This window comes from Micromonospora sp. PTRAS2 (assembly GCF_054052245.1).
This window is the reverse complement of sequence record NZ_JBSWBU010000003.1, coordinates 19,858-45,563: the sequence shown is the minus strand read 5'-3', so window position 1 is coordinate 45,563 and position 25,706 is coordinate 19,858. Positions and strand designations below refer to the sequence as shown.

Genomic DNA, 25,706 nt, shown 5'->3' with positions numbered 1-25,706 from the left:
ATGCGGGCTCACGAGGCCGGTGCGCTGCACGGCGACATCGGCAGCCGGGGGCCGGCGTGGCTGCGTACCCCGGTCGACGTCAACGCCCTGGTGCCGCCGCTCTGGCCGCGCACGGTGACCCGGGCCGCCGACGGCGCGCTCGCCGTCGGCGGGCTCGGCGTGCGCGAGATCGCGGCCGAGTTCGGCACCCCGGTGTACGTGCTCGACGAGGACGACCTGCGCTCGCGCTGCCGCGACTTCCGGGCGGCCTTCCCCGACGCCGACGTCTACTACGCGGGCAAGGCGTTCCTGTGCCGGGCCGTGGTGCGGATGATCGCCGAGGAGGGGCTCTTCCTCGACGTGTGCACCGGCGGCGAGCTGGCCACCGCGCTGTCGGCCGGGATGCCGGCGGAGCGGATCGGCTTCCACGGCAACAACAAGTCGGTGGCGGAGCTGACCCGGGCGCTGGACGCGGGGGTGGGGCGGATCGTCCTCGACTCGTTCACCGAGATCGACCGGCTCACCGCGCTGGCCCGCGAGCGCGGGGTCCGCCCCGGCGTGCTGATCCGGGTCACCGTCGGCGTGGAGGCGCACACCCACGAGTTCATCGCCACCGCGCACGAGGACCAGAAGTTCGGCTTCTCGCTGGCCGGCGGGGCGGCTGCCGCCGCCGCGTTCAAGGTCATCGACGAGGGCGTGCTGGACCTGCGCGGCCTGCACTCGCACATCGGCTCGCAGATCTTCGACGCCAGCGGGTTCGAGGTCTCCGCCCGTCGGGTGCTCGCCCTGCAGGCGCAGATCCGCGACGCCCGGGGCGTCGAGCTGCCCGAGCTGGACCTGGGCGGCGGCTTCGGCATCGCGTACACGACCCAGGACGACCCGGCGACCCCGCAGGAACTGGCCAAGCGGCTGCGCAAGATCGTCGACGGGGAGTGCGCCGCCGAGCGGCTGGCCGTGCCGCGCCTGTCCATCGAGCCCGGCCGGGCCATCGTCGGCCCGGCGGTGTTCACGCTCTACGAGGTCGGCACGGTCAAGAACGTCGACGGCATCCGCACCTACGTGAGCGTGGACGGGGGGATGAGCGACAACATCCGCACCGCCCTCTACGACGCGTCGTACTCGGCGACGCTGGCCTCCCGGGCCTCGACCGCCGAGCCGCTGCTCGCCCGCGTGGTGGGAAAGCACTGTGAGTCCGGGGACATCGTGGTGAAGGATGAATTCCTGCCCGCTGACGTGCAGGCCGGAGATCTTGTCGCGGTGCCCGGGACGGGTGCCTACTGCCGGAGCATGGCCAGCAACTACAACCACGTGCCCCGCCCCGCGGTGGTGGCGGTGCGCGCCGGCCGGGCGCGACTGATCGTCCGGCGGGAGACGGAAGAGGACCTGCTCGCATTGGATGTCGGATGACCTCACCTGTGCGCTTGGCGCTGCTCGGCTGCGGAACGGTCGGCAGCGAGGTGGTGCGGCTGCTGCACGAGCAGTCGGCCGACCTCGCGGCCCGCATCGGCGCCCCCCTGGAGATCGCCGGCATCGCCGTGCGCCGGCTCGGCCGGGACCGGGGCGACCTGCCGGTCGACGAGGCGCTGTTCACGACCGACCCGCTCGGCCTGATCAAGCGGGACGACGTCGACGTGGTGATCGAGGTCGTCGGCGGCATCGAGCCGGCCCGGGGCTGGCTCGTCGAGGCGCTGCGGGCGGGCAAGAGCGTGGTCACCGCCAACAAGGCGCTGCTCGCCGAGGACGGCCCGGCCCTGCACGACGCGGCGGCCGAGGGCGGTGCCGACCTCTACTACGAGGCGTCGGTCGCCGGGGCCATCCCGCTGCTGCGCCCGCTGCGCGACTCGCTGCACGGCGACCGGGTCAACCGGGTCACCGGCATCGTCAACGGCACCACCAACTTCATCCTCTCCGCGATGGACGCCACCGGGGCCGGCTTCGCCGAGGCCCTGGAGGAGGCCACCGAGCTGGGCTACGCCGAGGCCGACCCGACGGCCGACGTGGAGGGCTTCGACGCGGCGGCCAAGGCGGCGATCCTCGCCTCGCTGGCGTTCCACACCCGGGTCACCGCCGCCGACGTGCACCGCGAGGGGATCACCGAGGTCACCGCCGCCGACGTGGCCAGCGCCAAGGCGATGGGCTGCACGATCAAGCTGCTCTGCATCGCCGCCCGGGGCCGCGACGCCGCCGGCCGGGAGACGGTCAGCGTGCGGGTGCACCCGGCGATGATCCCCCTGACCCACCCGCTGGCCAGCGTCGGCGACGCGTTCAACGCGGTCTTCGTCGAGGCCGAGGCGGCCGGGCAGCTCATGTTCTACGGCCGGGGCGCGGGTGGCGCGCCGACCGCCAGCGCCGTGCTCGGCGACGTGGTGGCGGTGGCCCGCAACCGCCTCGCCGGGGTGCGCGCGCCCAGCGAGTCGGCGTATGCGGATCTCGCGGTGCGGCCGATGGGGGAGGCCCTGACGCGCTACCACATCAGCCTCGACGTGGCCGACCGTCCGGGTGTGCTCGCGGCGGTGGCCGGGGTGTTCGCCCGGCACGACGTGTCCATCGCCACGGTCCGGCAGGGCTCGGCGGACGGCCCGGCCGGCTCCGGCGACGCCGAGCTGGTCATCGTCACCCACGTCGCGCCGGACGCCGCGCTCGCCGCCACCGTGGAGGAACTGCGCGGGCTGGACATCGTGCGGTCGGTGGCGAGCGTGCTGCGGGTCGAGGGCGGGGCCTGACGCGGCTGGTCCGCCGGCCCCCGCTCGGGCGGCGCACCCGCCACGGCGCGCGCGTCCGCGTCTCGCCTGGTGGTTACGCTCAGGTGCGGCGTGCGCCGGTCGGCGAGGCTGGTCCACGCTGGGTGTGCCCGGCCTGTCGGCGGGGCGGTAGAGGTGAGGAGAGCGACATGTGGCGGGGTCTGATCGAGACGTACCGGGACCGGCTGCCCGTCACCGACGCCACCCCGGTCGTCACCCTGCACGAGGGGAACACCCCGCTGCTGCCCGCGCCGGTGCTCTCCGCCCGGCTCGGCTGTGACGTCTACCTCAAGGTCGAGGGGGCCAACCCGACCGGCTCGTTCAAGGACCGGGGCATGACGGTCGCGGTCTCCAAGGCCGTCGAGCACGGCGACAAGGCGATCATCTGCGCCTCGACCGGCAACACGAGCGCCTCCGCCGCCGCGTACGCGGCCCGCGCCGGGATCACCTGCGCGGTGCTGGTGCCGCAGGGCAAGATCGCGCTGGGCAAGCTGGCCCAGGCGCTGGTGCACGGCGCGCGGCTGCTCCAGGTCACCGGCAACTTCGACGACTGCCTGGCGCTGGCCGCCAAGCTCGCCCAGGACTACCCGGTCGCGCTGGTCAACTCGGTCAACCCCGACCGCCTGCAGGGGCAGAAGACGGCCGCGTTCGAGATCGTCGAGGCGCTCGGCGACGCGCCCGACATCCACTGCCTGCCGGTCGGCAACGCCGGCAACATCTCCGCCTACTGGATGGGCTACTCGGAGGACCTGCGCGCCGGCAACGCCACGAAGGCCCCGAAGATGTACGGCTTCCAGGCCGCCGGGGCCGCCCCGATCGTCACCGGTCAGGTGGTGCATGAGCCGTCGACCATCGCCACCGCGATCCGGATCGGCAACCCGGCGAGCTGGACGAAGGCCGTCGACGCCCGGGACGCCTCCGGCGGCCTGATCGCCGCCGTCAGCGACCGGGAGATCCTGGCCGCCTACCGGCTGCTGGCCCGCGAGGTCGGCGCGTTCGTCGAGCTGGGCAGCGCGGCCAGCGTCGCCGGGCTGCTCCAGCAGGCCGCCGCCGGCAAGGTGCCGGCCGGTTCGACGGTCGTCTGCACGGTCACCGGGCACGGCCTGAAGGACCCGGAGTGGGCCATCTCCACGGCTCCCGCACCGATCACCATCGGCAACGACGCCCTCGCCGCCGCCCGCTCCCTCGACCTGGCCTGAGCCCGCGCCGGGCGGCGGCCCGCCCAGGTGCGGCGACGGGCGCGACACGCCGTCGGGGCGGGGCGGCGCGACCCCTGGCCCGGCCGGGATGATTGCGTCGGGCACACTCTTCGTTACCGAGCTGTCCCGCCCTTCTCTTCCCAGGAGTGAGCCACGCCGATGTCGCTGCTCGCCAGATTCAGCCTCGCCAACCGAGGGCTGGTCGCCCTCATCGCGGTGGTCACGACGCTGTTCGGTCTGTTCGCCGTCCCGTCGTTGAAGCAGCAACTCCTGCCGTCGCTGGAGTTCCCGGGCGCGTTCGTCGTGGCGGTCTACCCCGGCGCCGCGCCCGAGATCGTCGAGTCGCAGGTCACCGAGCCGATCGAGAACAGCATCCAGGGCATCCCCGGGCTGGAGAAGGTCACCTCCACCTCCCGCGAGGGCTCGGCCACCGTCCAGGTCGAGTTCACGTTCGGCACCGACCTGGACAACGTGGTCAACAAGATGGAGACCGCGCTGAACCGGATCGACAGCCAGCTCCCCGAGGGCGTCGACCCGCAGGTCCTCACCGGCACCACCGACGACCTCCCGGCCGTGGTGATCGCCGCGTCGGGCGGCGGCGACGAGCGGGCGCTGGCCGACCGGCTGCGCGACACCGTGGTGCCGGAGCTGGAGGGGATCGACGGGGTTCGCACCGTCGCCGTGACCGGCACCCGGGAGCAGGTCGTCACCGTCACCCCGGACCCGGCGAAGCTGGCCGCCGCGAAGCTCGCGCCGACCGCGATCGGCACGGCCCTGAAGACCAACGGCGTCGCCATTCCGGCCGGCGCGGTCAGCGACGGGTCGCGGGCCCTCACCGTCCAGGTGGGTACGCCGATCCGCTCCGTCGACGACCTCAAGGGCATCGTGCTCACCTCGACCGCGCCGAAGGCGGCCCCGGTGAAGCTCGGCGACGTGGCGGCCGTGGAGCAGCAGCTCGCCCCGGCCACCTCGTTCACCCGCACCAACGGCCGGGACAGCCTCGGCATCGCCGTCACGGCCGCACCGGACGGCAACGCCGTCGAGATCTCCCACGAGATCCGCGACCGCCTCGCCGACCTGCGCTCGGCCTCCGGCGCGGACCTGACCGTCGTGTTCGACCAGGCCCCGTTCGTGGAGAAGTCCATCGAGAGCCTCACCACCGAGGGCCTGCTGGGCCTGGTCATGGCGGTCGTGGTGATCCTGGTCTTCCTGCTGTCGGTGCGCTCCACCGTGGTCACCGCCGTGTCGATCCCGCTGTCGGTGCTGGTGGCGCTCATCGCGCTCTGGGCCGGCGACTACTCGCTCAACCTGCTCACCCTCGGCGCGTTGACCATCGCGGTCGGCCGGGTGGTCGACGACTCGATCGTCGTGCTGGAGAACATCAAACGCCACCTGGAATACGGCGAGCCGAAGCGGCAGGCGATCCTCACGGCGGTCCGCGAGGTGGCCGGCGCGGTGACCGCGTCGACGCTGACCACGGTGGCCGTGTTCGCCCCGATCGCGCTGGTCGGCGGCTTCGTCGGGCAGCTCTTCGCGCCGTTCGCGATCACCGTGACGGTGGCCCTGCTCGCCTCGCTGCTGGTCTCGCTCACGGTGATCCCGGTGCTGGCCTACTGGTTCCTCAAGCCCGGGCGGGTCGCCGACGAGGCCGCCCGCCGGGCCGCCGAGGAGAAGGAGCTGCGCAGCCCGCTCCAGCGGGGCTACCTGCCGGTGATCGGGTTCGCCACCCGCAGCCGGGGGACCCGCTGGATCACCGTCGGGCTGGGGCTGGTGGTGCTGCTCGGCACCTTCGTCCTGTCCGGCGCGCTCAAGACCAACTTCCTGGACGACTCCGGCCAGGACACCCTGACCATCACCCAGCAGCTCCCGGCGGGCAGTGGGCTGGCCGCCACGGACCAGGCGGCCCGCCAGGTCGAGTCGGTGCTCGACCGGGCCGAGGGCGTCGAGACGTACCAGGTCAGCGCCGGGGGCAGCGACCAGCCGTGGGCGGGCGGCGGCGGCAACAACGCCGCCACCTTCTCCGTGACGCTCGACGGCGAGACCGACGTGGCCGAGGTGAAGCGGGCGCTGCGCCGCGAGTTCGACTCCCTCGGCGCCTCCGTCGGCGAGCTGAGCTTCGGCGGCGCCGAGGCCGGCGGGTCGACCAACCAGCTCGAGGTCGTCGTGCAGGCGGCCGACACCGAGGTGCTGGCCCGGGCGGCCGAGCAGGCGCGGGCCGCCATGGCCGGCACGGCCGACGTCGAGGACGTCTCGACCAGCCTGGCCGAGCGGGTGCCGCGGGTGGACGTGACCGTGGACCGGCTGGCCGCGGCGAAGGCGGGGCTCACCGAGGCCGCCGTCGGGCAGCTCGTCGCCCAGGTCTACCGGGGCACCCCGCTGGGGCAGGTCACCTTCGACGGCGGCCAGCAGGACGTGGTGCTGCGCTCCGGCGCGCAGCCGCCGCTGACGGTGGAGGAGCTGCGGGCACTGCGGGTCGGCCCGGTCAAGCTGGACGACATCGCCGACATCACCCAGGCCGAGGGGCCGCAGCAGGTGACCCGCATCGACGGGGAGCGCAGCGTCACGGTCACCGGCACGGCGACCGGCGCCAACCTCGGCGCGACCACCGAGGAGCTCCAGCGGAAGCTGGACGACATCGACGTCCCCGGCGCGACCATCAGCATCGGCGGCGTCAGCGCCGACCAGGCGGACGCGTTCGCCGACCTGGGGCTGGCCGTGCTCGCGGCCATCGCGATCGTGTTCCTGATCATGGTGGCGACGTTCCGCAGCCTGACCCAGGCGCTGATCCTGCTGATCTCCGTGCCGTTCGCGGCGACCGGCGCGATCGGCCTGCTGCTGGTCACCGGCACCCCGCTGGGCGTGCCGGCGCTGATCGGCGTGCTCATGCTGGTCGGCATCGTGGTTACCAACGCCATCGTGCTGCTGGATCTGATCAACCAGTACCGGGCGCAGGGCATGGGCGTCGGCGAGGCGGTGGTCGAGGGCGGCCGGCGTCGGTTGCGCCCGATCCTGATGACCGCCGTCGCGACGATCTTCGCGCTGCTGCCGATGGCGTTCGGCCTGACCGGGGAGGGCGGCTTCATCTCCAAGCCGCTGGCGATCGTGGTGATCGGTGGCCTGCTCAGCTCCACCCTGCTCACCCTGATCCTGGTCCCGACCCTGTACACGATGGTGGAGAACACCAAGGAGTCGCTGCGGGCCCGCCGGCAGCGTCGCCGGGGCGTACCGCCGGCGGAGTCCACGGGCGCCGGCCCGGCGCCGGCCGACGAGCCCGTGCCCGCCGCCGCGCCGGCCGCTCCCGCCCGGCCCGCGCCGTCGGCGGCCCTGGTGGACGGCACCGACCAGTTCGAGGTGCTGCGCCTGCCGAAGAGCCGGCAGTCGCCGTTGCCGCCGCCGGCCGAGTAGCCGACGCGACCGCCCACGCCCCCGCCGGGTTCCACTCCGGCGGGGGCGTTCGCGTGTCCGGCCGCGTCGCGCATCCGACCGGGTACGGTGAGTCAGAGGTCGCATACTGACGGTATCGGGTCGCGCCGGGTGACCTGCTGTTGCGCGGGAGCGGGCCATGGCGGACGGCGCTGGCCGGTGGGGGCGACGGACGGTGCTGCGCCGTGCCGGGCTGCTCGCCGGGGGCGCGCTCGTCGGGGCCGGCGCCACGGTGCAGACCACCTGGATCGCCGACCGGCGGCTGCCCCTGGCCGGCGGCCCGGCCAGCGCCACCGTCGGCGGCGACCTGCAGCAGGTCGGCGACGGCGAGGTGTCGGTCGTCTGGGGGGCCCGCACCGGCCAGCGGCTGGTGGCGCTCACCTTCGACGACGGCCCCCGCCCACAGTGGACCCCGATGGTGCTCGACACCCTGGAGCGGTATGCCGTGCCGGCCACGTTCTTCCTGGTCGGGCAGCGCGTCCGGCAGCACGCGGACCTGTTGCGCGGCCGGCTCGGCCGGCACGAGGTGGGCAACCACAGCTGGGCGCACCACGACCTGGCCCGGCACGACGCCGCCGAGGTCCACGACGACCTGAGCCGGGCGCACGACGCGATCGCCGAGGGCGTCGGGGTCGCCCCCCGGCTGCTGCGCCCCCCGTACGGGCACCTCGGCGGGGCGGTGCTGCACGCCGCCGCCCGGCTCGACTACCGGCTCGTGCTGTGGTCGTTCCAGATGGCCGAGGCGCGCTTCCCGGACGACCCGGCCGGGCACGCCCGGCGGATCGTGGCCGGGGTGCGACCGGGCACGATCCTGCTCGCCCACGACGTCGGGGACGCCCGCCGGCTGGTCGCCCTGCGCGGCCTGCCCGACATGATCACCGGGCTGCGGGGCCGGGGGTTCACCTTTGTCACCGTCTCCGAGCTGCTGCGGCAGGCGGGCGCACCGCAGCCCGGCGGGTAGGCTTCCCGTACGTGTCTCCCACCCTCTCGGTCCTGGTCCGCAACCGCAGCTTCCGCAACCTCTTCCTCGCCGAGCTGGTGGTCTTCGGCGCGGACTGGTTCGTCATGGTGCCGCTGCTCGTCCTGCTGCCGAAGCTGACCGGCAGCGGGGTCTGGGGGGCCCTCGTGCTGGCCCTCGACACCGGCGTGGTGGCGCTGCTGCTGCCGTACACGGGGACGATCGCGGACCGGTTCGACCGCAAGAAGATCATGATGGCGGCCAACGTCGCCGCGCTGCTCGGCGTCCTGCTGCTGCTCGGCGTCCGGGGCGCGGGCACGGCCTGGCTGGCGATGGTGGCGATCGCCGTGGTGGCGGTGGCGAAGGCGTTCTACTCGCCGGCCGCCCAGGCCGCCCTGCCCAACGTCCTCGACCCAGAAGACCTGGCCGCCGGCAACGCGATCGCCGGCTCGGCCTGGGGCACCATGACCGTCGTCGGCGCGTCGCTGGGCGGCGTGCTCAGCGCCGCCGCCGGGCCGTACGCCTGCTTCTGGGTCGCCGCCGGCGGCCTGACGCTGGCGGCGGGCCTGGCCGGGCTGATCCGCCGCCCCCTGCAGGCCCCGCGCGACGCGGCCGTGCCGGCGCAGCGCACCTGGGCGGCCATCCGGGAGGCCCTCGGCTACATCGGGCACCGGCCCCGGGTGCTCGGCCTGGTCACGGTGAAGTCGGCGGTCGGCCTGGGCAACGGGGTGCTGACCGTCTTCCCGCTGCTCGCCGGCGTGTACGGGGTGGGCCCGATCGGCGTCGGCCTGCTCTTCGCGGTGCGCGGCGCGGGCGCACTGGTCGGACCGATCCTGATGCGACGGGTGCTGACCAACCGCGCCTGGCTGCTGCCCGGCCTCGCGCTGTCGATGTCGCTGTACGGCCTGGCCTACCTCGGCACGTCGGTGGCGAACTGGTTCCCGCTGGTGCTGGCGCTGGTGTTCGTGGCGCACTTCGCGGGCGGCAGCAACTGGGTGATGTCGAACTACGCCCTGCAGGGCGAGGTGCCGGACCGGCTGCGCGGGCGCGTCTTCGCCACCGACATGATGCTGGCCACCCTCGCGATCTCGGTGAGCCAGCTGGTGGTGGCCGGGGTGGTGGACCTGGTCGACGAGCGGGTGGTGCTGGCCGGCTGCGGCCTGGTCACCCTGGTCTACGCGCTGGGCTGGCGGGTCGCCACCCGGCGGCTGTCGCTGACCGACCCGGTCGCCGAGCCCACCCCGGCGGGGGCGTGAGGGGCGCGCCCGGTCAGCGCCCCGGCGATCACCAGGCCCAGCCCGGCGGGGTGCAGCAGGGAGAAGAGCAGGCCGACCGCCGCGCTGTAGCGGGCCACCGTGCCGGCGGGCAGCGACGACCACGCCGAGGAGTAGAGCCGGGGCAGGGCGACCAGCCAGGCGATGTTGAGCAGCGCGGTGACCAGCAGGATCCCGACGCCGACCAGCAGCAGGGCCCGGGAGGGGCCGCGGAAGCGGTGGCGGCTCACGGCGGCCAGGACGAGGCCGGTCACCAGCACCAGCACGGTGGGCAGTTGCGTGGCCGTCTGCACGGCCGCGTACCCCAGGAATTCCACGCCGTTCCCCTCCCTGTGGACCCGTCGGCCGTCAGGCTAGCGAAGGGGGTCACGTCCCACGGGCCGGGCGGGACGCCGCAGGGCCGCTCCGGCGGCCTAGCATGAGCGTCGTGCCGACGACATTCGTGGCCGGGCCGGTGAAGGTCCGGGTCCCCGCCACCAGCGCCAACCTCGGCCCGGGGTTCGACGCGCTGGGGCTGGCGCTCGGCCTGCACGACGACGTGGCCGCCGAGGTGGTGCCCGACGGTGTCCGGGTCACGGTGTCCGGGCAGGGCGCGGGCGAGCTGCCCGGCGACGAGACGCACCTGGTCGTCCAGGCCATGCGGGCCACCTTCGACGCGCTGGGCGGGCAGCCGCCGGGCCTCGCGGTGGAGTGCGTCAACCGGATCCCGCAGGCCCGCGGGCTGGGCTCCTCGTCGGCCGCCATCGTGGCCGGCGTGCAGCTGGCCCGGGCCCTGGTCGTCGACGGCGCGACCCGGTTGGACGACGCGGGCGCGCTGCGGCTGGCGGCCGAGATCGAGGGGCACCCCGACAACGTCGCGCCCTGCCTGCTCGGCGGCTTCACGATCGCCTGGACGGAGCCGACCGGCGCCCGGGCGGTCTCGCTGGCCGTGGCCGAGGCGGTGCGGCCGATTGTCTTCGTGCCCGCCGAGCGCGGGCTGACCGCCGTGGCCCGCGCCGCGTTGCCGGCGGCGGTCCCGCACGGCGACGCCGCGCTCAACGCCGGCCGGGCGGCGCTGCTGGTGCACGCCCTGACCGCCGAGCCCTCGCTGCTGCTGCCCGCCACGGTCGACCGGCTGCACCAGGACTACCGCGCCGCCGGCATGCCCGACTCGTCGGCCCTGGTGGAAGCGCTGCGTGCGGCCGGTGTGGCCGCCGTGATCAGTGGGGCCGGGCCCACCGTGCTGGCGCTGACCGAGCCCTCGGAACATTTCGCGCCCGGGGCCGGTTGGCAGGTGTGGTCGTTGGGTATAGACAGCCGCGGAGCGCGTGTCGCACGGGGTACACTTGAACACGCCGAGCGGGACCCTGTTGCCGCAGGTCGGAAGAGTTGATTACGCTCTAGACTTAGCACAGCCGCGAAGCATGCGATCCTCCTGCGGGTCGGCGCACCCCCGAAGCTGTCGGCGGTCAGCCCGTCACCCCTGCCTAAGGCCCACGCCGCACCGCAGTTTCCGCAGGTCGCCGCAGACGGCGAGACCTGCTCACCGAGGTTGGTGAGTCGGGGAAACCGACCGGCTGCTGTGTCACAGTCTCCCGCGACGCGTCATGCGAGGCGGGTGCACCGAGGCCGCCCGGCCACCTGCTTGTCGACTCCGGGCAGTCCCGGCCTATCGAGGGAAGGAATCCATTGAGCGACACCACCGACGTGACGTCGGATGTTTCCAACGTCGCTGGCGATGCCACCGCCGCTGCCCCCACCCGTCGTCGGCGTAGCGGCACCGGGCTGTCGGCGATGCTGCTGCCGGAGCTCCAGAGCCTGGCCGCGTCGCTCGGCATCTCCGGCACGGCTCGCATGCGCAAGGGCGAGCTGATCAGCGCGATCTCCGAGCGGCAGGGCGGCGCCGCCGCCGGGACCCCTCGTCCACGGGCCGAGGCCACGGCCGCCGCAGCTCCCGCCCGCGAGGAGGTGCGCGCCGAGGTCACCCAGGCCCCGTCGGGCGCCGACCAGAACCGGGCCCCGGCCGAGCCGGCCGCCGCCCCGGCAGAGAGCCGGACCCGGACCCGGCGCAGCAGGGCCGTCGCAGCGGCCGAGTCCCGGCCCGCCGAGGCCGAGACCCGGCCGGCGGAGACCCGGGCCGAGGAGCCGCCGGCCGCCGCCACTCCCGCCACCGGTGCCGCCGAGCCCGCCGAGCGGGTCGAGGGCCGCCGGGAGCGGGGCGGCCGGGAGCAGGCCGACCGTTCCGAGCGGGCCGAGCGCGGCGACCGTGCCGAGCGCACCGACCGGGCCGAGCGCACCGACCGGGCCGAGCGCACCGACCGGGCCGAGCGCGGCGAGCGGGCCGAGCGCACCGACCGTTCCGAGCGGGTCGACCGCGGCGGTGACCGCAACGAGCGGGGCGAGCGGGCCGACCGTTCCGAGCGGGGCGAGCGCGACCGCAACGACCGGGGCGAGCGGGCCGAGCGCGAGCGGGGCGACCGCAACGAGCGGGCCGACCGTGGCGACCGCAACGACCGCAACGACCGGGGTCAGCGCGCCGAGCGGGACAACGGCGACGACGACGACGAGGGCGGCGGCCGGCGGGGCCGGCGCAGCCGCTTCCGTGACCGCCGCCGGGGCCGTGGCGAGCGCGGTGAGGGCGACGGCGCCGCCGCTGGCGGTGGTGGCGGCGGCGGTCGCGAACCGCAGGTGAGCGAGGACGACGTGCTCGTCCCGGTCGCCGGCATCATCGACGTGCTCGACAACTACGCCTTCGTCCGGACCACCGGCTACCTGGCCGGCCCGAACGACGTCTACGTCTCGATGTCCCAGATCAAGAAGTACGGCCTGCGCCGGGGTGACGCGATCACCGGCGCGGTGCGGGCGGCCCGGGACGGCGAGCAGCGGCGGGACAAGTACAACCCGCTGGTGCGGCTCGACACGATCAACGGGATGGAGCCGGACGAGGCGCGGCGGCGGCCGGAGTTCTACAAGCTCACCCCGCTCTACCCGCAGGAGCGGCTGCGGCTGGAGACCGAGCCGCACATCCTGACGACGCGGGTGATCGACCTGGTCATGCCGCTCGGCAAGGGCCAGCGGGCGCTGATCGTCTCGCCGCCGAAGGCGGGCAAGACGATGGTGCTCCAGGCGATCGCGAACGCCATCACGCACAACAACCCGGAGTGCCACCTGATGGTGGTGCTGGTGGACGAGCGGCCCGAAGAGGTCACCGACATGCAGCGGTCGGTGAAGGGCGAGGTCATCGCGGCCACGTTCGACCGCCCGCCGCAGGACCACACGACGGTGGCGGAGCTGGCGATCGAGCGGGCGAAGCGGCTGGTCGAGCTGGGGCACGACGTGGTCGTGCTGCTCGACTCGGTGACCCGGCTCGGTCGGTCGTACAACCTGGCGGCGCCGGCCTCCGGCCGGATCATGTCGGGTGGTATCGACTCCACCGCGCTCTACCCGCCGAAGCGCTTCCTGGGTGCGGCCCGCAACATCGAGAACGGCGGCTCACTGACCATCCTCGCCACCGCGCTGGTGGAGACCGGTTCCATGGCGGACACGGTCATCTTCGAGGAGTTCAAGGGCACCGGCAACGCCGAGCTGAAGCTCGACCGGAAGATCGCCGACAAGCGCACCTTCCCGGCCGTGGACGTCAGCGCGTCCGGCACGCGCAAGGAGGAGATCCTGCTCGCGCCGGAGGAGCTGGCCATCATCCACAAGCTCCGCAAGGTGCTGCACTCGCTGGACTCGCAGGCGGCGCTCGACCTCCTGCTGGACCGGCTCAAGCAGTCCCGCACCAACATCGAGTTCCTGATGCAGATCGCGAAGTCCACACCGGGCGAGTGATCCGGTAGGCAGTACGCGCGGAAGGGCACGGCCGCTCACGGCCGTGCCCTTCCGCGCGGTGTGCGCCCCGCGCGCCCCGCGCCCCTCCGCGCCCCCCGCGCCCCTGACCGGGTGGTGAGAAGGGGACCCTTCTCTACCGGATGCGTTAACAAGGTGCCCTTCCTTGCACCCGGGGAATGCGGGAGGGGACCGGCACGTTGACGAAGCCGGACCTGCTGTGCGGCCCGCCCGAAGGGCCGGCTCACGCCCATGGCACACTGGTCAATCGGCCACCGGTTCCGGTTCACGCCCGATCCCGACACGCACGCGTCGGGGCCGCACGGGCGACCCGGCGACCACCAAGCGAGAGGACCGAAGGCGACATGAAGCCCAACATCCACCCGGAGTACACGACCACCGAGGTCACCTGCTCCTGCGGCAGCACCTTCACGACCCGCAGCACCGCCAAGGGCGGTTCCATCCACGTCGAGACCTGCAGCGCCTGCCACCCGTTCTACACCGGTAAGCAGCGCGTTCTCGACACGGCCGGCCGGGTCGCCAAGTTCCAGCAGAAGTACGCCAAGGTTCAGGCCAAGAAGGCCAAGTAGCTCCACGATCGGCGCCCGCGTCCGGCTTCCCGCCGGGCGCGGGCGCTGTCCGTATTGCCCCCTTCCGTCCGGATGTCGCCGGCCGGTAGTCGTCGTCGAAGGAGCACCCGAGCATGAGCAGCGAGCGGCTGGCGGCCCTCCTCGACGAGTACGCCCAGCTGGAGAAGCGCCTCGCGGACCCGGCGATCCACGCGGACCAGAGCGTCGCCCGCCGGGTCGGCCGCCGCTACGCCGAGCTGTCGCCCCTGCACAAGGCGGCCGACGAGCTGGAGCAGGCCCGCGCCGACCTGGCCGCGGCCCGGGAGCTGGCCGCCGAGGACCCGTCCTTCGCCGGCGAGGCGGAGTCGATCGCCGCCGGGCTGCCCGCCCTGGAGGAGCGCCTCGCCGAGCTGCTGATCCCGCGCGACCCGCACGACGCCAAGGACGTGATCGTCGAGATCAAGGCCGGCGAGGGCGGCGAGGAGTCCGCCCTGTTCGCCGGGGACCTGCTGCGGATGTACACCCGGTACGCCGAGCGCCGCGGCTGGCTCACCGAGGTCATCGACGCGCAGGACTCCGACCTGGGCGGTGTCAAGGACGTCTCGCTGGCGATCAAGACCAAGGGCGTCCCGGAGGGCGGCAACGGGGTGTGGTCGCGGCTCAAGTGGGAGGGCGGGGTGCACCGGGTGCAGCGCGTACCCGTCACCGAGTCGCAGGGGCGCATCCACACCAGCGCCGCCGGCGTGCTGGTGCTGCCCGAGGCCGAGGACGTCGACGTCACCATCGACCCCAACGACCTGCGGATCGACGTGTTCCGCTCGTCGGGCCCGGGCGGCCAGTCGGTGAACACCACCGACTCGGCGGTGCGGATCACCCACGTGCCGACCGGGATCGTCGTCTCCTGCCAGAACGAGAAGTCGCAGCTGCAGAACCGGGAGCAGGCGATGCGCATCCTGCGGGCGCGGCTGCTGGCCGCCGCCCAGGAGCAGGCCGACGCCGCCGCCTCGGACGCCCGCAAGGCCCAGGTGCGCACCGTGGACCGCTCGGAGCGCATCCGCACGTACAACTTCCCGCAGAACCGGATCACCGACCACCGGATCGGCTACACGGCGTACAACCTCGACCTGGCCCTCGCCGGCGAGCTGGACGGCGTGCTCGACGCCCTGGCCGACGCGGACCGCGCGGCGCGGCTGGCCGGCGACCCGGAGCTGACCCGCCGCTGAGGCGGGCCGGCGGGGCTGCCGCCGCTCGCGGCCCCGGGCCGTGCCGTCGGCGCGGGGCGGCCCGGACAGGGGCTCAGCCGGCGCGGAGGCGGTTCTTCGCGGCGAGCATCTCCCGGTCGGCGGTCTCGAACGCCGCGCCGATCGCGCCGCGCAGCCCCGGGCCGTTGGCCTCGACCTCGGCGAAGCCGATGGTCACCCCGACCGGGGTGCCGGGCACCAGCGCCTCCCAGTCCTCCGTGCGCACCGCCGCCTCGATCCGGCGGGCCACGTCGGCCGCCTCGGCCATGCCCGCGCCGGACAGCACCACCACGAACTCGTCGCCGCCGTAGCGGGCCACGAAGTCGCCCCGGCGCATGACCCGGTTGATCACCCCGGCGATGCGCTGGAGGACCAGGTCGCCCGAGTGGTGGCCGTGGCGGGTGTTGACCGCCTTGAAGCCGTCGAGGTCGCACACCCCGATCACCACCCGCTCCCCGCCGGCCACGACGGCCGCGATGTAGCGCTCCAGCCGGCGGCGGTTGGGCAGGCCGGTCAGCGGGTCGGTGAGCGCCTCGCCCTCGAACCGGGCCGCCTCCCGCCGCATCTCCTCGTGGTCGATCCGGGCGGCGATGCCGTCGATGTAGACGTCCCGCAGCCGGTCGTTGCGCTGGGCGGCGAGGCGGAACGCGTGCCGGTCGGCCCGGTGGGCCGCCGCGTGGTCGCCCGCCCGGGCGTACGCGATGCTGCGCAGCCGGGCCGGCTCCGCCGCGCCGAGGGTCTCGTTGGAGACGCGGGCGGTGTCGAGCCGGGTGATCGCCTCGATCGGGTTGCCCGCCGCGATGGCCAGGCAGACCTGGCCGAGCTGGCGCATGTCCCGGGCACGGGCGCTGTCCGCGCCGTGACCGAGCAGCCGGTTCGGGTCGGCGTCGGGGGCGGCCTCCACCCGGTCGCCGAGGGCGGCCCGGCGGGCGGCGGCGTAGCCGTACGCGGCCAGGCTGCTCGGGCGCAGCTCCTCGGCGCGCCCGCCGCGCAGGAACCGGCCCAGGTCGGCGGCGACGTCCCGCAGCACCCGCAGGCAGCCGTCGCTGTCGCCGTTGTGGTCGAGGGCGACCGCGTTGCGCAGCCGGATGCCGGGCGCGGCGAACGTCTCCTCGGGGATGCCGGCGGCCAGCCCGAGCTGGCGGGCGCGCTCGATCGCGCCGAGCGCGTACCCGTGGAAGCTGAGGTAGGAGTAGGCCATCGCCAGGTCGTGCCAGCCCCAGGCCGTGTCCCGGTCCGGGTCCTCGACCGCGCCCAGCGCCCGGGCCGCCTTCACCAGGTGGGTGACGCACCGGTCGAGCGCCCCCTGGTGGTGGGCGGCGAGCGCGGCCAGCGCGTTGAGGTGCCCGTGCAGGTAGGGCTCGGCGAGGTCCCGTACGGCGGCGGACGCCTCCTCGATGGCCCGCGTGTATTCGGCGGTGCGCCCGAGATTGATCAATGCGGAGAGGCGCTGCACGAGGGCGTCGGCCCGGGCGTACGGGTCGTCCGTGCTGCGGATCACGCCGTCGAGCAGGAGACACGACTCGGCGGAGCGACTCACCTCCTGCAGGGCGCGCGCCCGTGTCAGGACGTCAACCTGGTCGTTGACCCGGTTGAGCCACCCCACGCGCGACCTCCCTGTCGGTGTGTGCACACGGAGGCACCAACTCGTGGCGCGGGCCCGCGACGCTTCATGATTATGTCGTGACCTCCCTTCCGCAACACCCGTCCGAAGGGTCAGAACGCCTCAGGCCCACGGTGGCGGTGGCCCGCGCCGCCCGCGTCCTCGCCGCGGCGGGGATCGATGCCCCGCGCGTCGAGGCCGAGCTGCTCGCCGTCCACGTGCTGGGTGTGCCCCGGGGGCGGCTGGCGCTGGCCGACGGCCTCACCCCCGACCAGCTCGACCGGTACGACGCCCTGGTCGCCCGGCGGGCCGACCGGGAGCCGTTGCAGCACCTCACCGGCTCGGCCGCCTTCCGGCACCTGGAGCTGGCGGTCGGCCCGGGTGTCTTCGTGCCCCGCCCGGAGACGGAACTGCTCGCCGGCTGGGGCGTCGACCAGGCCCGTGCCGGTGGTCCCCTGGTCGTCGACCTGTGCAGCGGCTCGGGGGCGATCGCCCTCGCCGTGGCCCAGGAGGCGCCCGCCGCCCGGGTGGTGGCCGTGGAGCGGTCCCCGGCGGCGCTGGCGTGGCTGCGGCGCAACGCCGCCGACCGGGCCGCCGCCGGGGACCGGCCGGTGGAGGTGGTCGCCGCCGACGTCACCGACCCGGGCCTGCTGAGCGACCTGGAAGGGCGGGTGGACGTGCTGCTGTGCAACCCGCCGTACGTGCCCAGGGCCGTCGAGGTGCCCCCGGAGGTGGCGGCACACGACCCGGACGAGGCGGTCTTCGGCGGGGCGGACGGGCTGGACGTGATCCGCCCGGTGCTCGCCCGGGCCGCGCGGCTGCTCCGCCCCGGCGGGGTGCTCGGCGTCGAGCACGACGACACGCACGGCGCGGCGGTGCCCGCCCTGCTGGTCGCCGACGGCCGGTACGAGGCGGTCGAGGAGCACCGGGACCTGGCCGGGCGGCCCCGGTTCGCCACCGCCCGCCGCTGCTGACCAGCCGCCCGTCGGTGACCCTCCGCCGCCGGTGACCGCCCGCCCGCCGCGCCCCGCCGGAGGCGGCCGCATCCGGACCTGTGGGACCCGCTCACGCCGAGGACGCCGACCGGGCCGGGGCGTGGCAGACTGACTTCTCGTGATGCTCTACGACTGTCGGTCGCTCGCCGACCGGGACCGCGGCATCGCCGCTGCCATCGAGGCCGTCAAGAACGGCGAGTTGGTCGTCCTGCCGACGGACACGGTCTACGGGATCGGCGCGGACGCGTTCACCCCGTACGCGGTGAAGGCGCTCTCGGACGCCAAGGGTGGCACCCGGCAGGCGCCCCCGGTGCTGATCGGGTCCCGGCACACCCTCGACGGCCTGGTCTTCACGCTGCCCCGGTCGGCCCGCGACCTGGTCGAGGCGTTCTGGCCGGGCGCGCTCACGATCATCGTGGAGCACTCGCCGAGCCTGTCGTGGGACCTCGGCGACGAGACCGGCAGCGGCGTGGTCGCGGTGCGGATGCCGCTGCACCCGGTCGCCCTGGAGGTGCTGCGCGAGACCGGCCCGATGGCGGTGGCGTCGGCCAACAAGGTGGGCCAGCCGGCGGCGGTGACCGCCGAGGCGGCCCGGGAGCAGCTCGGCTACACGGTGCGCGCCTACCTGGAGGCGGGGGAGTGCCCCGATCCGGTGCCGAGCACCATCGTCGACCTCACCGGCGAGGCGCCGACGCTGGTGCGGGCCGGGGCGATCCCGGTGGAGCAGTTGCGCGACGTCGTGCCGGACCTCGTCGAGAGCCGGGTGGGCTGAGTGCCGCCGTTCACCGTCCTGCACGTCTGCATGGGAAACATCTGCCGCTCGCCGATGGCGGAGCGGCTGCTGGCGCTGGCCGTCCGCGAGCGGCTGACGCGGCGCGGCGGCGACCCGGCCGACGCCGACGCGCTGCTGCACAGCCACAGCGCCGGCACCGGCGGCTGGCACGCGGGGGAGGAGATGAACCCGCCCGCCGCCCGTCAGGTGACCGCCCGGGGCGGCGACGTGGCCGGCTTCGCCGCCCGCAAGCTGCGTTCCGACCTCATCGACGCGGCCGACCTGGTGCTCACCGCCACCGCCGACCAGCAGGAGTACGTGGTGGCGCTGCGCCCCGACGCCGCGTCCCGCACGTTCGTGCTCGGTGAGTTCGGCCGGCTGCTGGCGGCCGTGGACGCCGCCGGGCTGCCCCCGGCCGACGCCACCGGCGACGCCGTGTACGCCCGGGGCGTGGCCCTGGTCGCCGCCGTGCACGCCGCCCGGGAGGGCGCGACCCCGCTGCACACCGACGACCTCGACGACCCGTGGGGCCGTGGCGACCAGTGCTTCAGCCGCGTCGCCGACGAGATCGAGGAGACCGTCCACCCGCTGGCCGCCGCGCTGCTGCCCTGAGGCGGCTGCGGGGGAGCCTGCGGCCCTGAGGCGGCGCGGCCGTCGTCGGCCAGCCGCCGGCGACGGCGCGTCGCGTGTCTTTCTCGCGAAATTCGTACCCCTTTGGGGAAAAGCGGCGGGGTTCGCCGCCGTCCGGGTCATTCTGAACGGGTCCGCACCTGACCGGCTCCTGCGGGGAGAGCTGATGATCCGGGCCCGTCGTCTCCACAAGCTCATGACCATCGTGCTCGCCGGCGTGCTCGCCGGGCTGGCGCTCGCCGTGGCGGCGCTGCCGGCCGCCCTGGTCTTCGGGATCGGCGTCCGGGGGATCACCGAGCCGTGGTCGGAGCTGCCGGCGTCGCTGCTCACGCCGCCCACGGCGCAACGGTCCACCCTCTACGCCAACGACGGCCGCACCCTGATCACGTCCTTCTACACCGAGGACCGGGTCGACGTGCCGCTGGCCCAGGTGGCGCCGGCCATGCGCCAGGCCGTCGTCGCCGCCGAGGACGTCCGCTTCTACGAGCACAAGGGCGTGGACCCACGCGGTGTCATCCGGGCGTTCACCGCCAACCGGCGCGACGGCGCGCCCCGGCAGGGCGCGTCGACCCTGACCATGCAGTACGTGCGCAACGTGCTCGCCGGCGACCCCAACCTCACCGAGGAGCAGCGGGCCAAGGCCACCGAGGTCACCCTCACCCGCAAGGTCAAGGAAATGCGGTACGCCCTGGCGGTCGAGCGCGAGCTGAGCAAGGACCAGATCCTCGCCGGCTACCTCAACATCGCCTACTTCGGTGCCGGCGCGTACGGGGTGGGCGCCGCCAGCAAGCGCTACTTCTCGAAGTCGCCGGCGAAGCTCACCCTGGCCGAGTCGGCCCTGCTGGCCGGGCTGGTCCGCTCGCCGGACACCGACGACCCGATCAACGGCGACGCCGACGCGGCGCTGGCCCGCCGGGCGTACGTGCTGGACCGGATGGTCGAGACCGGTCAGGTCACCCCCGAGGCGGCCGAGGCGGCGAAGGCCGAGCCGCTCAAGCTGAAGCCCAGCGCCACGCCGAACGACTGCACGGCGGTCCCGCAGGAACACAACGACTGGGGCTTCTTCTGCGACTGGTTCACCCGCTGGTGGAGCGAGCAGCCGGCGTTCGGCGCCACCGCCGACGAGCGGCAGCGCACCCTGCGCCGGGGCGGTTTCCGGATCGTCACCTCGCTCGACCCGGCCGTGCAGCGGACCGCCACCGAGCAGGTGCTCGACGTCTACGACGTCGACGACCCCCGTGCCGCGCCGACCGCCGTGGTGCAGCCCGGCACGGGCCGCGTGCTCGCCCTCGCGGTGAACCGCAACTACAGCGTCGAGGAGAACCCGCAGGGGTGGCGCAACCGGCCGAACACCGTCAACCAGCTCGTCGCCGGGGGCGGGGCCATCACCGGGTACCAGGCCGGGTCGACGTTCAAGATCTTCGCGGTGCTCGCCGCGCTGGAGGCGGGCCTGCCCCTGGACACCCTCTTCGACGCCCCGCCCCGCATCGTCACCCGTTTCCCCGTGACGGGCGGCCCCGCCGACTGCCGGGGCCGCTGGTGCCCGGTCAACGCCGACCCCGTCGGGATGGACGGCTACCGGACCATGTGGGACGCGTTCGGCCGGTCGGTGAACACCTACTTCGCCTGGCTGACCGAGCGGGTCGGCGCGGACCGGGTGGTGGAGATGGCCGAGCGGCTCGGCATCCGGCTGCGCGCCGAGTCCGACGCGAAGATGGCCCGCTACGGCGCGCGGGACTGGGGCCCGTTCACGCTGGGCGTCGCCGCCACCACCCCGCTCGACCTCGCCGGGGCGTACGCGGCGGTGGCCGCCGAGGGGATGTGGTGCGCGCCCACGCCGGTGGTGCGGATCCTCGACGCCGCCGGGCGGGAGGTCGCCGCCGGCCGCCCGGACTGCCGCCAGGTGGTCGACACGGACGTGGCCCGGGGCGCGGCCGACGCGGCCCGGTGCCCCGTCGGCGACCAGTCGATGTACGGCGGCTGCGCCGGCGGCACCGCCCAGGACCTGCGCGGCCGGCTGGGTCGACCGGTGGCCGGCAAGACCGGCAGCTCGGAGGGGAACGGCACGGAGACCGTCGTCGCGTTCACCCCGCAGCTCGCCGTCGCCTCGATCGCCGCGAACCCGGACGATCCCCGCGACGCGGTGGGCCGGGAGGTCCAGGCCCGACTGGTCGACCTGGTGGGCCGCACCCTCTACGACACCCTCCAGGGCCAGCCGGTGCGCGACTTCGTCCCGCCGAGCGAGTCGGTGGCCCGGCACGCCACGGCCCCCCGCGCCGGCAACTGACCGCCCGCCGCCCGGCAACCGATGAGTCTGCCGGTCGCCGCAGGTCTATCGGCCGACCGCGACAACCGGCATCGTCAGGAGTTGAGCATGGGCGTCATCCACCTTGAGCTGTTCGTGACGCTGGACCTCGTCGGGCAGGCACCCGGCGGCCCCGGCGAGGACCCGGAGAGGTTCCCGTTCGGCGGCTGGCAGGCACCCCTGCTGGACGAGGTCACCGGGGCGCAGGTCCTCGCCGCGTACGAGGGCACGGACGCCCTCCTGCTCGGCCGGCGCACGTACGACATCTTTGCCGCGTACTGGCCGCACCAGGCAGGCGGCGCGGACAACGAGATCGCGGCGCTCTTCAACAGCGTCCCGAAGTACGTGGCCTCCCGTGGCCGGCCCGAACTCTCCTGGGCCGGGTCCACCCAGCTCGGCCCGGACCTCGCCGACGCCGTACGCGAGGTCCGGGACCGGCACGAGCACGTGAAGGTCGTCGGGAGCCTCAACCTGGTGCAGACCCTCCTGCGCGAGAAGCTCTTCGACCGGCTCGACCTCTGGGTGTATCCGATCACGCTCGGCGTCGGAAAGAAGGTGTTCGACGGCGGCGCGGTGCCCACCAACGTCACCCTCCTCGAACCGCCGGTGGCCAATCCGAAGGGCACCGTCTACCTGCGCTACGGGCTCGCCGAAGGCACGCCGGCAACGGGCGACATGAGCGCACCCGATCGCGGCTGAAGCAGTCCCCTTGATCGTTTGCTGCCTACCGGCGCGACATGCCGGGCGGGATGCCGGTAGGCGACAAACGATCTTCCTGCGTCGGCCGTACGACGTAGCCCACCGTTCAGCTGCCCACAGCGCGCGAGGGGGCGGCGGCCGCCGACGGGAGGGCTTCCGCGCCGCGGGCGATGTTCCTCGCCATGCCGCCGAAGACGATCGCGTGGAAGGGCAACACCGCGCCCCAGTACGCGTGCCCGGGCAGGCCCCTCGGCAGGAAGACCGCGCGCTGGACGTACCGGCTGGTGCCGTCCCCGGTTGGCTCGGCGCGCATCTCCAGCCAGGCCCGGCCGGGCAGCCGCATCTCGGCGCGCAGCCGCAGCAGTTCGCCCGGGACGATCTCCTCGACCCGCCAGAAGTCCAGCGCCTCGCCGACGCGCAACCGGTGCGGGTCGCGCCGGCCCCGGCGCAGCCCCACCCCGCCGGCCAGCCGGTCCAGCCAGCCGCGCACCGCCCAGGCCAGCGGGAACGAGTACCAGCCGTTCTCGCCGCCGACGCCCTCGATCACCCGCCACAGCGCGTCGGCCGGGGCGCGTACGGCCCGCTCCCGCACGTCCGTGTAGGCGGTGCCGCCGGACCACTTCGGGTCGCTGGGCAGCGGCTCGGCCGGGGCGTCCGGCCCGCTCGCGGTGGACCAGCGGGTCTCCACCTGCGCGTCGCGGACCCGCGCGAGCGCCAGCTCGACCGCCCGGTCGAAGCCGGTCAGCCCGCCGGGCGGGTCCGGCACGTACGCCGCGATGTCGTGCTCGTGGGCGACCGCCTCGTGGACCAGGCTCTCGACCAGCGGCCGGGCGATCGCGTTGGGCACGGGGGTGATCAGGCCGACCCAGTGCGACGACAGCGACGGGGTCAGCGGCCGGACCGGCAGGATGAGCCGCCGGCGCAGCCCGGCGACCCGGGCGTAGCGCTGCATCATGTCGCCGAAGGTGAGCACGTCGGGGCCGCCGATGTCGAACGCCCGGTTGACCTGCGGCGGCAGCGCGGCGCAGCCGACCAGGTAGTGCAGCACGTCCCGCACGGCGATCGGCTGGATCCGGTTGCGCACCCAGCGCGGGGTGACCATGGCGGGCAGCCGCTCGGTGAGGTGGCGCAGCATCTCGAACGACGCCGAGCCGGACCCGATGATGATCGCCGCGCGGAGCACCGCCGTGGGCACCCCGCTGTCGAGCAGGATCCGGCCGACCTCGGCCCGGGACCGCAGGTGCGCCGACGGGAGGCCGTCGTCGCCCTTCGGTTCGGGGCCGCCGAGGTAGACGATCCGGCGTACGCCCGCGGCGCGCGCCGCGTCGGCGAAGGCGACCGCCGCCTCCCGGTCGGCGGCCTCGAAGCCGGCCTGCCCGAGCGAGTGCACCAGGTAGTAGGCGACGTCCACGCCCGCGAACGCGGCCGGCAGGGTCTCCGGCCGGCGCAGGTCGCCCTCGGCGATCTCGGCCCGCGCCGCCCACGGCACGTCGCGCAGCCGACCGGCGTGCCGGGCCAGGCAGCGCACCTGGTGTCCCTCGGCGAGCAGCAGGGGCGCGAGCCGTCCGCCGATGTATCCGGTCGCGCCGGTGACGAGGCATCTCACGGCCTCCAGTGTGCGGCTCCGTAGACTCGTTCGCTGTGGAGAACGCGAGGAGCACCTTCTGGGGGCCGGACTTCGAGCAGCTCAGCGCCACCGATCCGGAGATCGCCGGGGTGGTGCTCGGCGAGCTGGACCGGCTGCGCGGCGGCCTGCAACTGATCGCCAGCGAGAACCTGACCTCCCCGGCGGTGCTGGCGGCGCTCGGCTCGACGCTGACCAACAAGTACGCCGAGGGGTATCCGGGCCGGCGCTACTACGGCGGCTGCGCCGAGGTGGACCGGGCCGAGGAGATCGGCGTCGCCCGGGCGAAGGAGCTGTTCGACGCCGAGCACGCCAACCTCCAGCCGCACTCGGGGGCGAGCGCCAACCTGGCCGCGTACGCCGCGCTGGTGCAGCCGGGGGACACGGTGCTGGCGATGGACCTGCCGCACGGCGGTCACCTGACCCATGGCAGCCGGGTGAACTTCTCGGGCAAGTGGTTCCACACGGTCGGCTACCGCGTGCGTAAGGACACCGAGCTGATCGACTACGACGAGGTGCGGGACCTCGCCCGCGCCCACCGGCCCAAGATGATCATCTGCGGGGCGACGGCGTACCCCCGTCTGATCGACTTCGCCCGGTTTCGGGAGATCGCCGACGAGGTGGGCGCGTACCTGATGGTGGACGCCGCGCACTTCATCGGCCTGGTCGCCGGCCGGGCCGTGCCCTCGCCGGTGCCCCACGCCGACGTCGTCTGCGCCACCACCCACAAGGTGCTGCGCGGCCCGCGCGGCGGCATGATCCTGTGCCGGGAGTCGCTGGCCCAGCGCATCGACAAGGCCGTCTTCCCGTTCACCCAGGGCGGGCCGCTGATGCACGCCGTCGCGGCCAAGGCGGTGGCCCTGCGCGAGGCCGCCCAGCCCGAGTTCCGGGCGTACGCCGCGCAGGTGGTCGCCAACGCCCGCGCGCTCGCCGCCGGGCTCGCGGCCGAGGGGATGCGGCCGGTCTCCGGCGGCACCGACACCCACCTCGCGCTGCTCGACCTGCGCGCCGCCGGGGTGAGCGGGGCCGAGGCCGAGGCGCGCTGCGACGCCGCCGCCGTCACCCTGAACAAGAACGCCATCCCGTACGACCCGCAGCCGCCGATGGTCGCGTCGGGCATCCGGGTGGGCACGCCCAGCGTCACCACGCAGGGCATGGGCGAGGAGGAGATGCGCCGGGTCGCGGCGCTGATCGCCCGCGCGGTGCGCACCGATCCGGGCGAGCCCGGGGGAGCCGAAGCCCTCACCCGCGTCGCCGCCGACGTGGCCGAGCTGGTCGCCGCCTTCCCGGCGTACCCCCGTGGCTGAGCCCGGGGTGGCCGCGGAGCCGGCGGCGGACGACCGGGGCTGGCGGCTGCGCCACCTGCCGGTGCTGGTGGCCGTCTCCGCCGGGGTGGCGGCGCTGGGCGCGGCGGCCGGCGGGGTCCTCGGCGGGGCCGACGCGGCGCTCGGCGTGGCGGCCGGTGTCGCCGTCACCGTGGCCAGCTACGTCCTCACCACCGTGGTTCTGGCCTGGGCGGACGCGCGCAACCCGCAGCTCGTGCTGCCGTTCGGGGTGGGTCTGTACGTCGCGAAGTTCACCCTCCTGGGTGGCGTGATGGTGGCGGTCGCCTCGACGGGCTGGGCGGGGGTCGTCCCGCTGTGCCTCGGCATCGCCGTCGGCGTGGTCGTCTGGACCGGCGCGCACATCTGGTGGCTCAGCACGGTGCACGCGCGCCGGACCAGGGGCTGAGCCCCCAGCGTCCCACGTTTCGGTACGACGCGCGATTGTGTCCGACACCGGTCATTCATTCGGTGGCGCGAGGGGAGTAGCGTGCCCACAGACGACGCGCCCGCCCGACGCCCACACAACCACGGTTGTGCGGGGGGTGAGGCACAGCCTCGTTTC

Annotated in this window: 20 protein-coding genes; 17 read left to right on the top strand and 3 right to left on the bottom strand. The window is 74.5% G+C overall.

Annotated features, from left to right (window positions below):
- The 6 genes from lysA to ACVMYR_RS10945 all read left to right on the top strand — a co-directional run bounded on the left by lysA (position 1) and on the right by ACVMYR_RS10945 (position 9,556).
- Positions 1 to 1,386, top strand: coding sequence for a diaminopimelate decarboxylase (gene lysA, locus ACVMYR_RS10970; RefSeq protein ID WP_043966013.1), 1,386 nt, complete (start codon positions 1 to 3; stop codon positions 1,384 to 1,386).
- Between the two features lie 8 nt (positions 1,387 to 1,394).
- On the top strand, positions 1,395 to 2,702 hold the full coding sequence (locus ACVMYR_RS10965) for a homoserine dehydrogenase (RefSeq protein WP_043966014.1): 1,308 nt from the start codon (positions 1,395 to 1,397) through the stop codon (positions 2,700 to 2,702).
- 167 nt (positions 2,703 to 2,869) lie between these two features.
- Positions 2,870 to 3,919: a threonine synthase gene (thrC, locus tag ACVMYR_RS10960; RefSeq protein WP_077938522.1), complete on the top strand. Its 1,050-nt coding sequence runs from the start codon at positions 2,870 to 2,872 to the stop codon at positions 3,917 to 3,919.
- 159 nt (positions 3,920 to 4,078) lie between these two features.
- Complete coding sequence (locus ACVMYR_RS10955) at positions 4,079 to 7,324, top strand: efflux RND transporter permease subunit (RefSeq protein WP_457121761.1); 3,246 nt, start codon at positions 4,079 to 4,081, stop codon at positions 7,322 to 7,324.
- Between the two features lie 157 nt (positions 7,325 to 7,481).
- Positions 7,482 to 8,303 (top strand): polysaccharide deacetylase family protein, encoded by an 822-nt coding sequence (locus tag ACVMYR_RS10950; protein WP_396729944.1) that lies wholly within the window; start codon positions 7,482 to 7,484, stop codon positions 8,301 to 8,303.
- Between the two features lie 11 nt (positions 8,304 to 8,314).
- Entirely contained in the window at positions 8,315 to 9,556 is a 1,242-nt protein-coding gene (locus ACVMYR_RS10945) for an MFS transporter (RefSeq protein ID WP_091276816.1), read from the top strand.
- Here ACVMYR_RS10945 and ACVMYR_RS10940 read toward each other — a convergent pair.
- On the bottom strand, positions 9,475 to 9,891 hold the full coding sequence (locus ACVMYR_RS10940) for a hypothetical protein (RefSeq protein WP_457121760.1): 417 nt from the start codon (positions 9,889 to 9,891) through the stop codon (positions 9,475 to 9,477). The two genes, ACVMYR_RS10945 and ACVMYR_RS10940, sit on opposite strands and share 82 nt — an antisense overlap.
- 101 nt (positions 9,892 to 9,992) lie before the next feature.
- Between ACVMYR_RS10940 and thrB the strand changes: the two genes are divergently transcribed.
- The 4 genes from thrB (at position 9,993) to prfA (ending at position 15,173) form a co-directional block, all read left to right on the top strand.
- Entirely contained in the window at positions 9,993 to 10,946 is a 954-nt protein-coding gene (gene thrB / locus ACVMYR_RS10935) for a homoserine kinase (RefSeq protein WP_457121759.1), read from the top strand.
- A 296-nt stretch (positions 10,947 to 11,242) separates the two neighbouring features.
- Entirely contained in the window at positions 11,243 to 13,384 is a 2,142-nt protein-coding gene (gene rho, locus ACVMYR_RS10930) for a transcription termination factor Rho (protein ID WP_457121758.1), read from the top strand.
- A 362-nt stretch (positions 13,385 to 13,746) separates the two neighbouring features.
- Positions 13,747 to 13,971: a 50S ribosomal protein L31 gene (rpmE, locus tag ACVMYR_RS10925; RefSeq protein WP_043966028.1), complete on the top strand. Its 225-nt coding sequence runs from the start codon at positions 13,747 to 13,749 to the stop codon at positions 13,969 to 13,971.
- Positions 13,972 to 14,084: 113 nt separating this feature from the next.
- The gene (gene prfA, locus ACVMYR_RS10920; protein ID WP_077938529.1) at positions 14,085 to 15,173 is read left to right on the top strand and encodes a peptide chain release factor 1; all 1,089 of its coding nucleotides are present in this window, start codon (positions 14,085 to 14,087) and stop codon (positions 15,171 to 15,173) included.
- A gap of 73 nt (positions 15,174 to 15,246) precedes the next feature.
- On the opposite strand, the gene ACVMYR_RS10915 is transcribed toward prfA, so the two are convergent.
- On the bottom strand, positions 15,247 to 16,797 hold the full coding sequence (locus ACVMYR_RS10915) for a GGDEF domain-containing protein (protein ID WP_043966032.1): 1,551 nt from the start codon (positions 16,795 to 16,797) through the stop codon (positions 15,247 to 15,249).
- 77 nt (positions 16,798 to 16,874) lie between these two features.
- On the opposite strand from ACVMYR_RS10915, the gene prmC reads away from it, so the two are divergent.
- The 5 genes from prmC to ACVMYR_RS10890 all read left to right on the top strand — a co-directional run bounded on the left by prmC (position 16,875) and on the right by ACVMYR_RS10890 (position 22,195).
- On the top strand, positions 16,875 to 17,768 hold the full coding sequence (gene prmC / locus ACVMYR_RS10910) for a peptide chain release factor N(5)-glutamine methyltransferase (protein ID WP_457121757.1): 894 nt from the start codon (positions 16,875 to 16,877) through the stop codon (positions 17,766 to 17,768).
- Between the two features lie 142 nt (positions 17,769 to 17,910).
- Positions 17,911 to 18,561, top strand: a complete 651-nt coding sequence (locus ACVMYR_RS10905; protein WP_043966036.1) for an L-threonylcarbamoyladenylate synthase — start codon at positions 17,911 to 17,913, stop codon at positions 18,559 to 18,561.
- A complete protein-coding gene (locus ACVMYR_RS10900; RefSeq protein ID WP_077938531.1) occupies positions 18,562 to 19,173 on the top strand; it encodes an arsenate reductase/protein-tyrosine-phosphatase family protein in 612 nt (203 codons plus the stop codon).
- A 184-nt stretch (positions 19,174 to 19,357) separates the two neighbouring features.
- A complete protein-coding gene (locus ACVMYR_RS10895) occupies positions 19,358 to 21,478 on the top strand; it encodes a transglycosylase domain-containing protein (protein WP_077938532.1) in 2,121 nt (706 codons plus the stop codon).
- 87 nt (positions 21,479 to 21,565) lie between these two features.
- Positions 21,566 to 22,195 (top strand): dihydrofolate reductase family protein, encoded by a 630-nt coding sequence (locus ACVMYR_RS10890; RefSeq protein ID WP_077938533.1) that lies wholly within the window; start codon positions 21,566 to 21,568, stop codon positions 22,193 to 22,195.
- Between the two features lie 106 nt (positions 22,196 to 22,301).
- Here ACVMYR_RS10890 and ACVMYR_RS10885 read toward each other — a convergent pair whose 3' ends face one another.
- Complete coding sequence (locus ACVMYR_RS10885; RefSeq protein WP_457121756.1) at positions 22,302 to 23,801, bottom strand: SDR family oxidoreductase; 1,500 nt, start codon at positions 23,799 to 23,801, stop codon at positions 22,302 to 22,304.
- Positions 23,802 to 23,836: 35 nt separating this feature from the next.
- Between ACVMYR_RS10885 and ACVMYR_RS10880 the strand changes: the two genes are divergently transcribed.
- Positions 23,837 to 25,126: a serine hydroxymethyltransferase gene (locus ACVMYR_RS10880; RefSeq protein WP_457121755.1), complete on the top strand. Its 1,290-nt coding sequence runs from the start codon at positions 23,837 to 23,839 to the stop codon at positions 25,124 to 25,126.
- Positions 25,119 to 25,550, top strand: coding sequence for a hypothetical protein (locus ACVMYR_RS10875; RefSeq protein WP_077938536.1), 432 nt, complete (start codon positions 25,119 to 25,121; stop codon positions 25,548 to 25,550). The genes ACVMYR_RS10880 and ACVMYR_RS10875 overlap by 8 nt, the downstream gene beginning before the upstream one ends.
- Positions 25,551 to 25,706: the final 156 nt, after the last annotated feature.

Excerpts from the sequence above, each read along its gene's own strand:
- ACVMYR_RS10950 (WP_396729944.1), top strand. The coding sequence starts at position 7,482 with ATGGCGGACGGCGCTGGCCGGTGGGGGCGACGGACGGTGCTGCGCCGT.
- rpmE (WP_043966028.1), top strand. The coding sequence starts at position 13,747 with ATGAAGCCCAACATCCACCCGGAGTACACGACCACCGAGGTCACCTGC.
- ACVMYR_RS10905 (WP_043966036.1), top strand. The coding sequence starts at position 17,911 with ATGCTCTACGACTGTCGGTCGCTCGCCGACCGGGACCGCGGCATCGCC.
- thrB (WP_457121759.1), top strand. The coding sequence starts at position 9,993 with ATGAGCGTCGTGCCGACGACATTCGTGGCCGGGCCGGTGAAGGTCCGG.
- ACVMYR_RS10895 (WP_077938532.1), top strand. The coding sequence starts at position 19,358 with ATGATCCGGGCCCGTCGTCTCCACAAGCTCATGACCATCGTGCTCGCC.
- prfA (WP_077938529.1), top strand. The coding sequence starts at position 14,085 with ATGAGCAGCGAGCGGCTGGCGGCCCTCCTCGACGAGTACGCCCAGCTG.
- ACVMYR_RS10955 (WP_457121761.1), top strand. The coding sequence starts at position 4,079 with ATGTCGCTGCTCGCCAGATTCAGCCTCGCCAACCGAGGGCTGGTCGCC.
- ACVMYR_RS10890 (WP_077938533.1), top strand. The coding sequence starts at position 21,566 with ATGGGCGTCATCCACCTTGAGCTGTTCGTGACGCTGGACCTCGTCGGG.
- thrC (WP_077938522.1), top strand. The coding sequence starts at position 2,870 with ATGTGGCGGGGTCTGATCGAGACGTACCGGGACCGGCTGCCCGTCACC.
- lysA (WP_043966013.1), top strand. The coding sequence starts at position 1 with ATGCGGGCTCACGAGGCCGGTGCGCTGCACGGCGACATCGGCAGCCGG.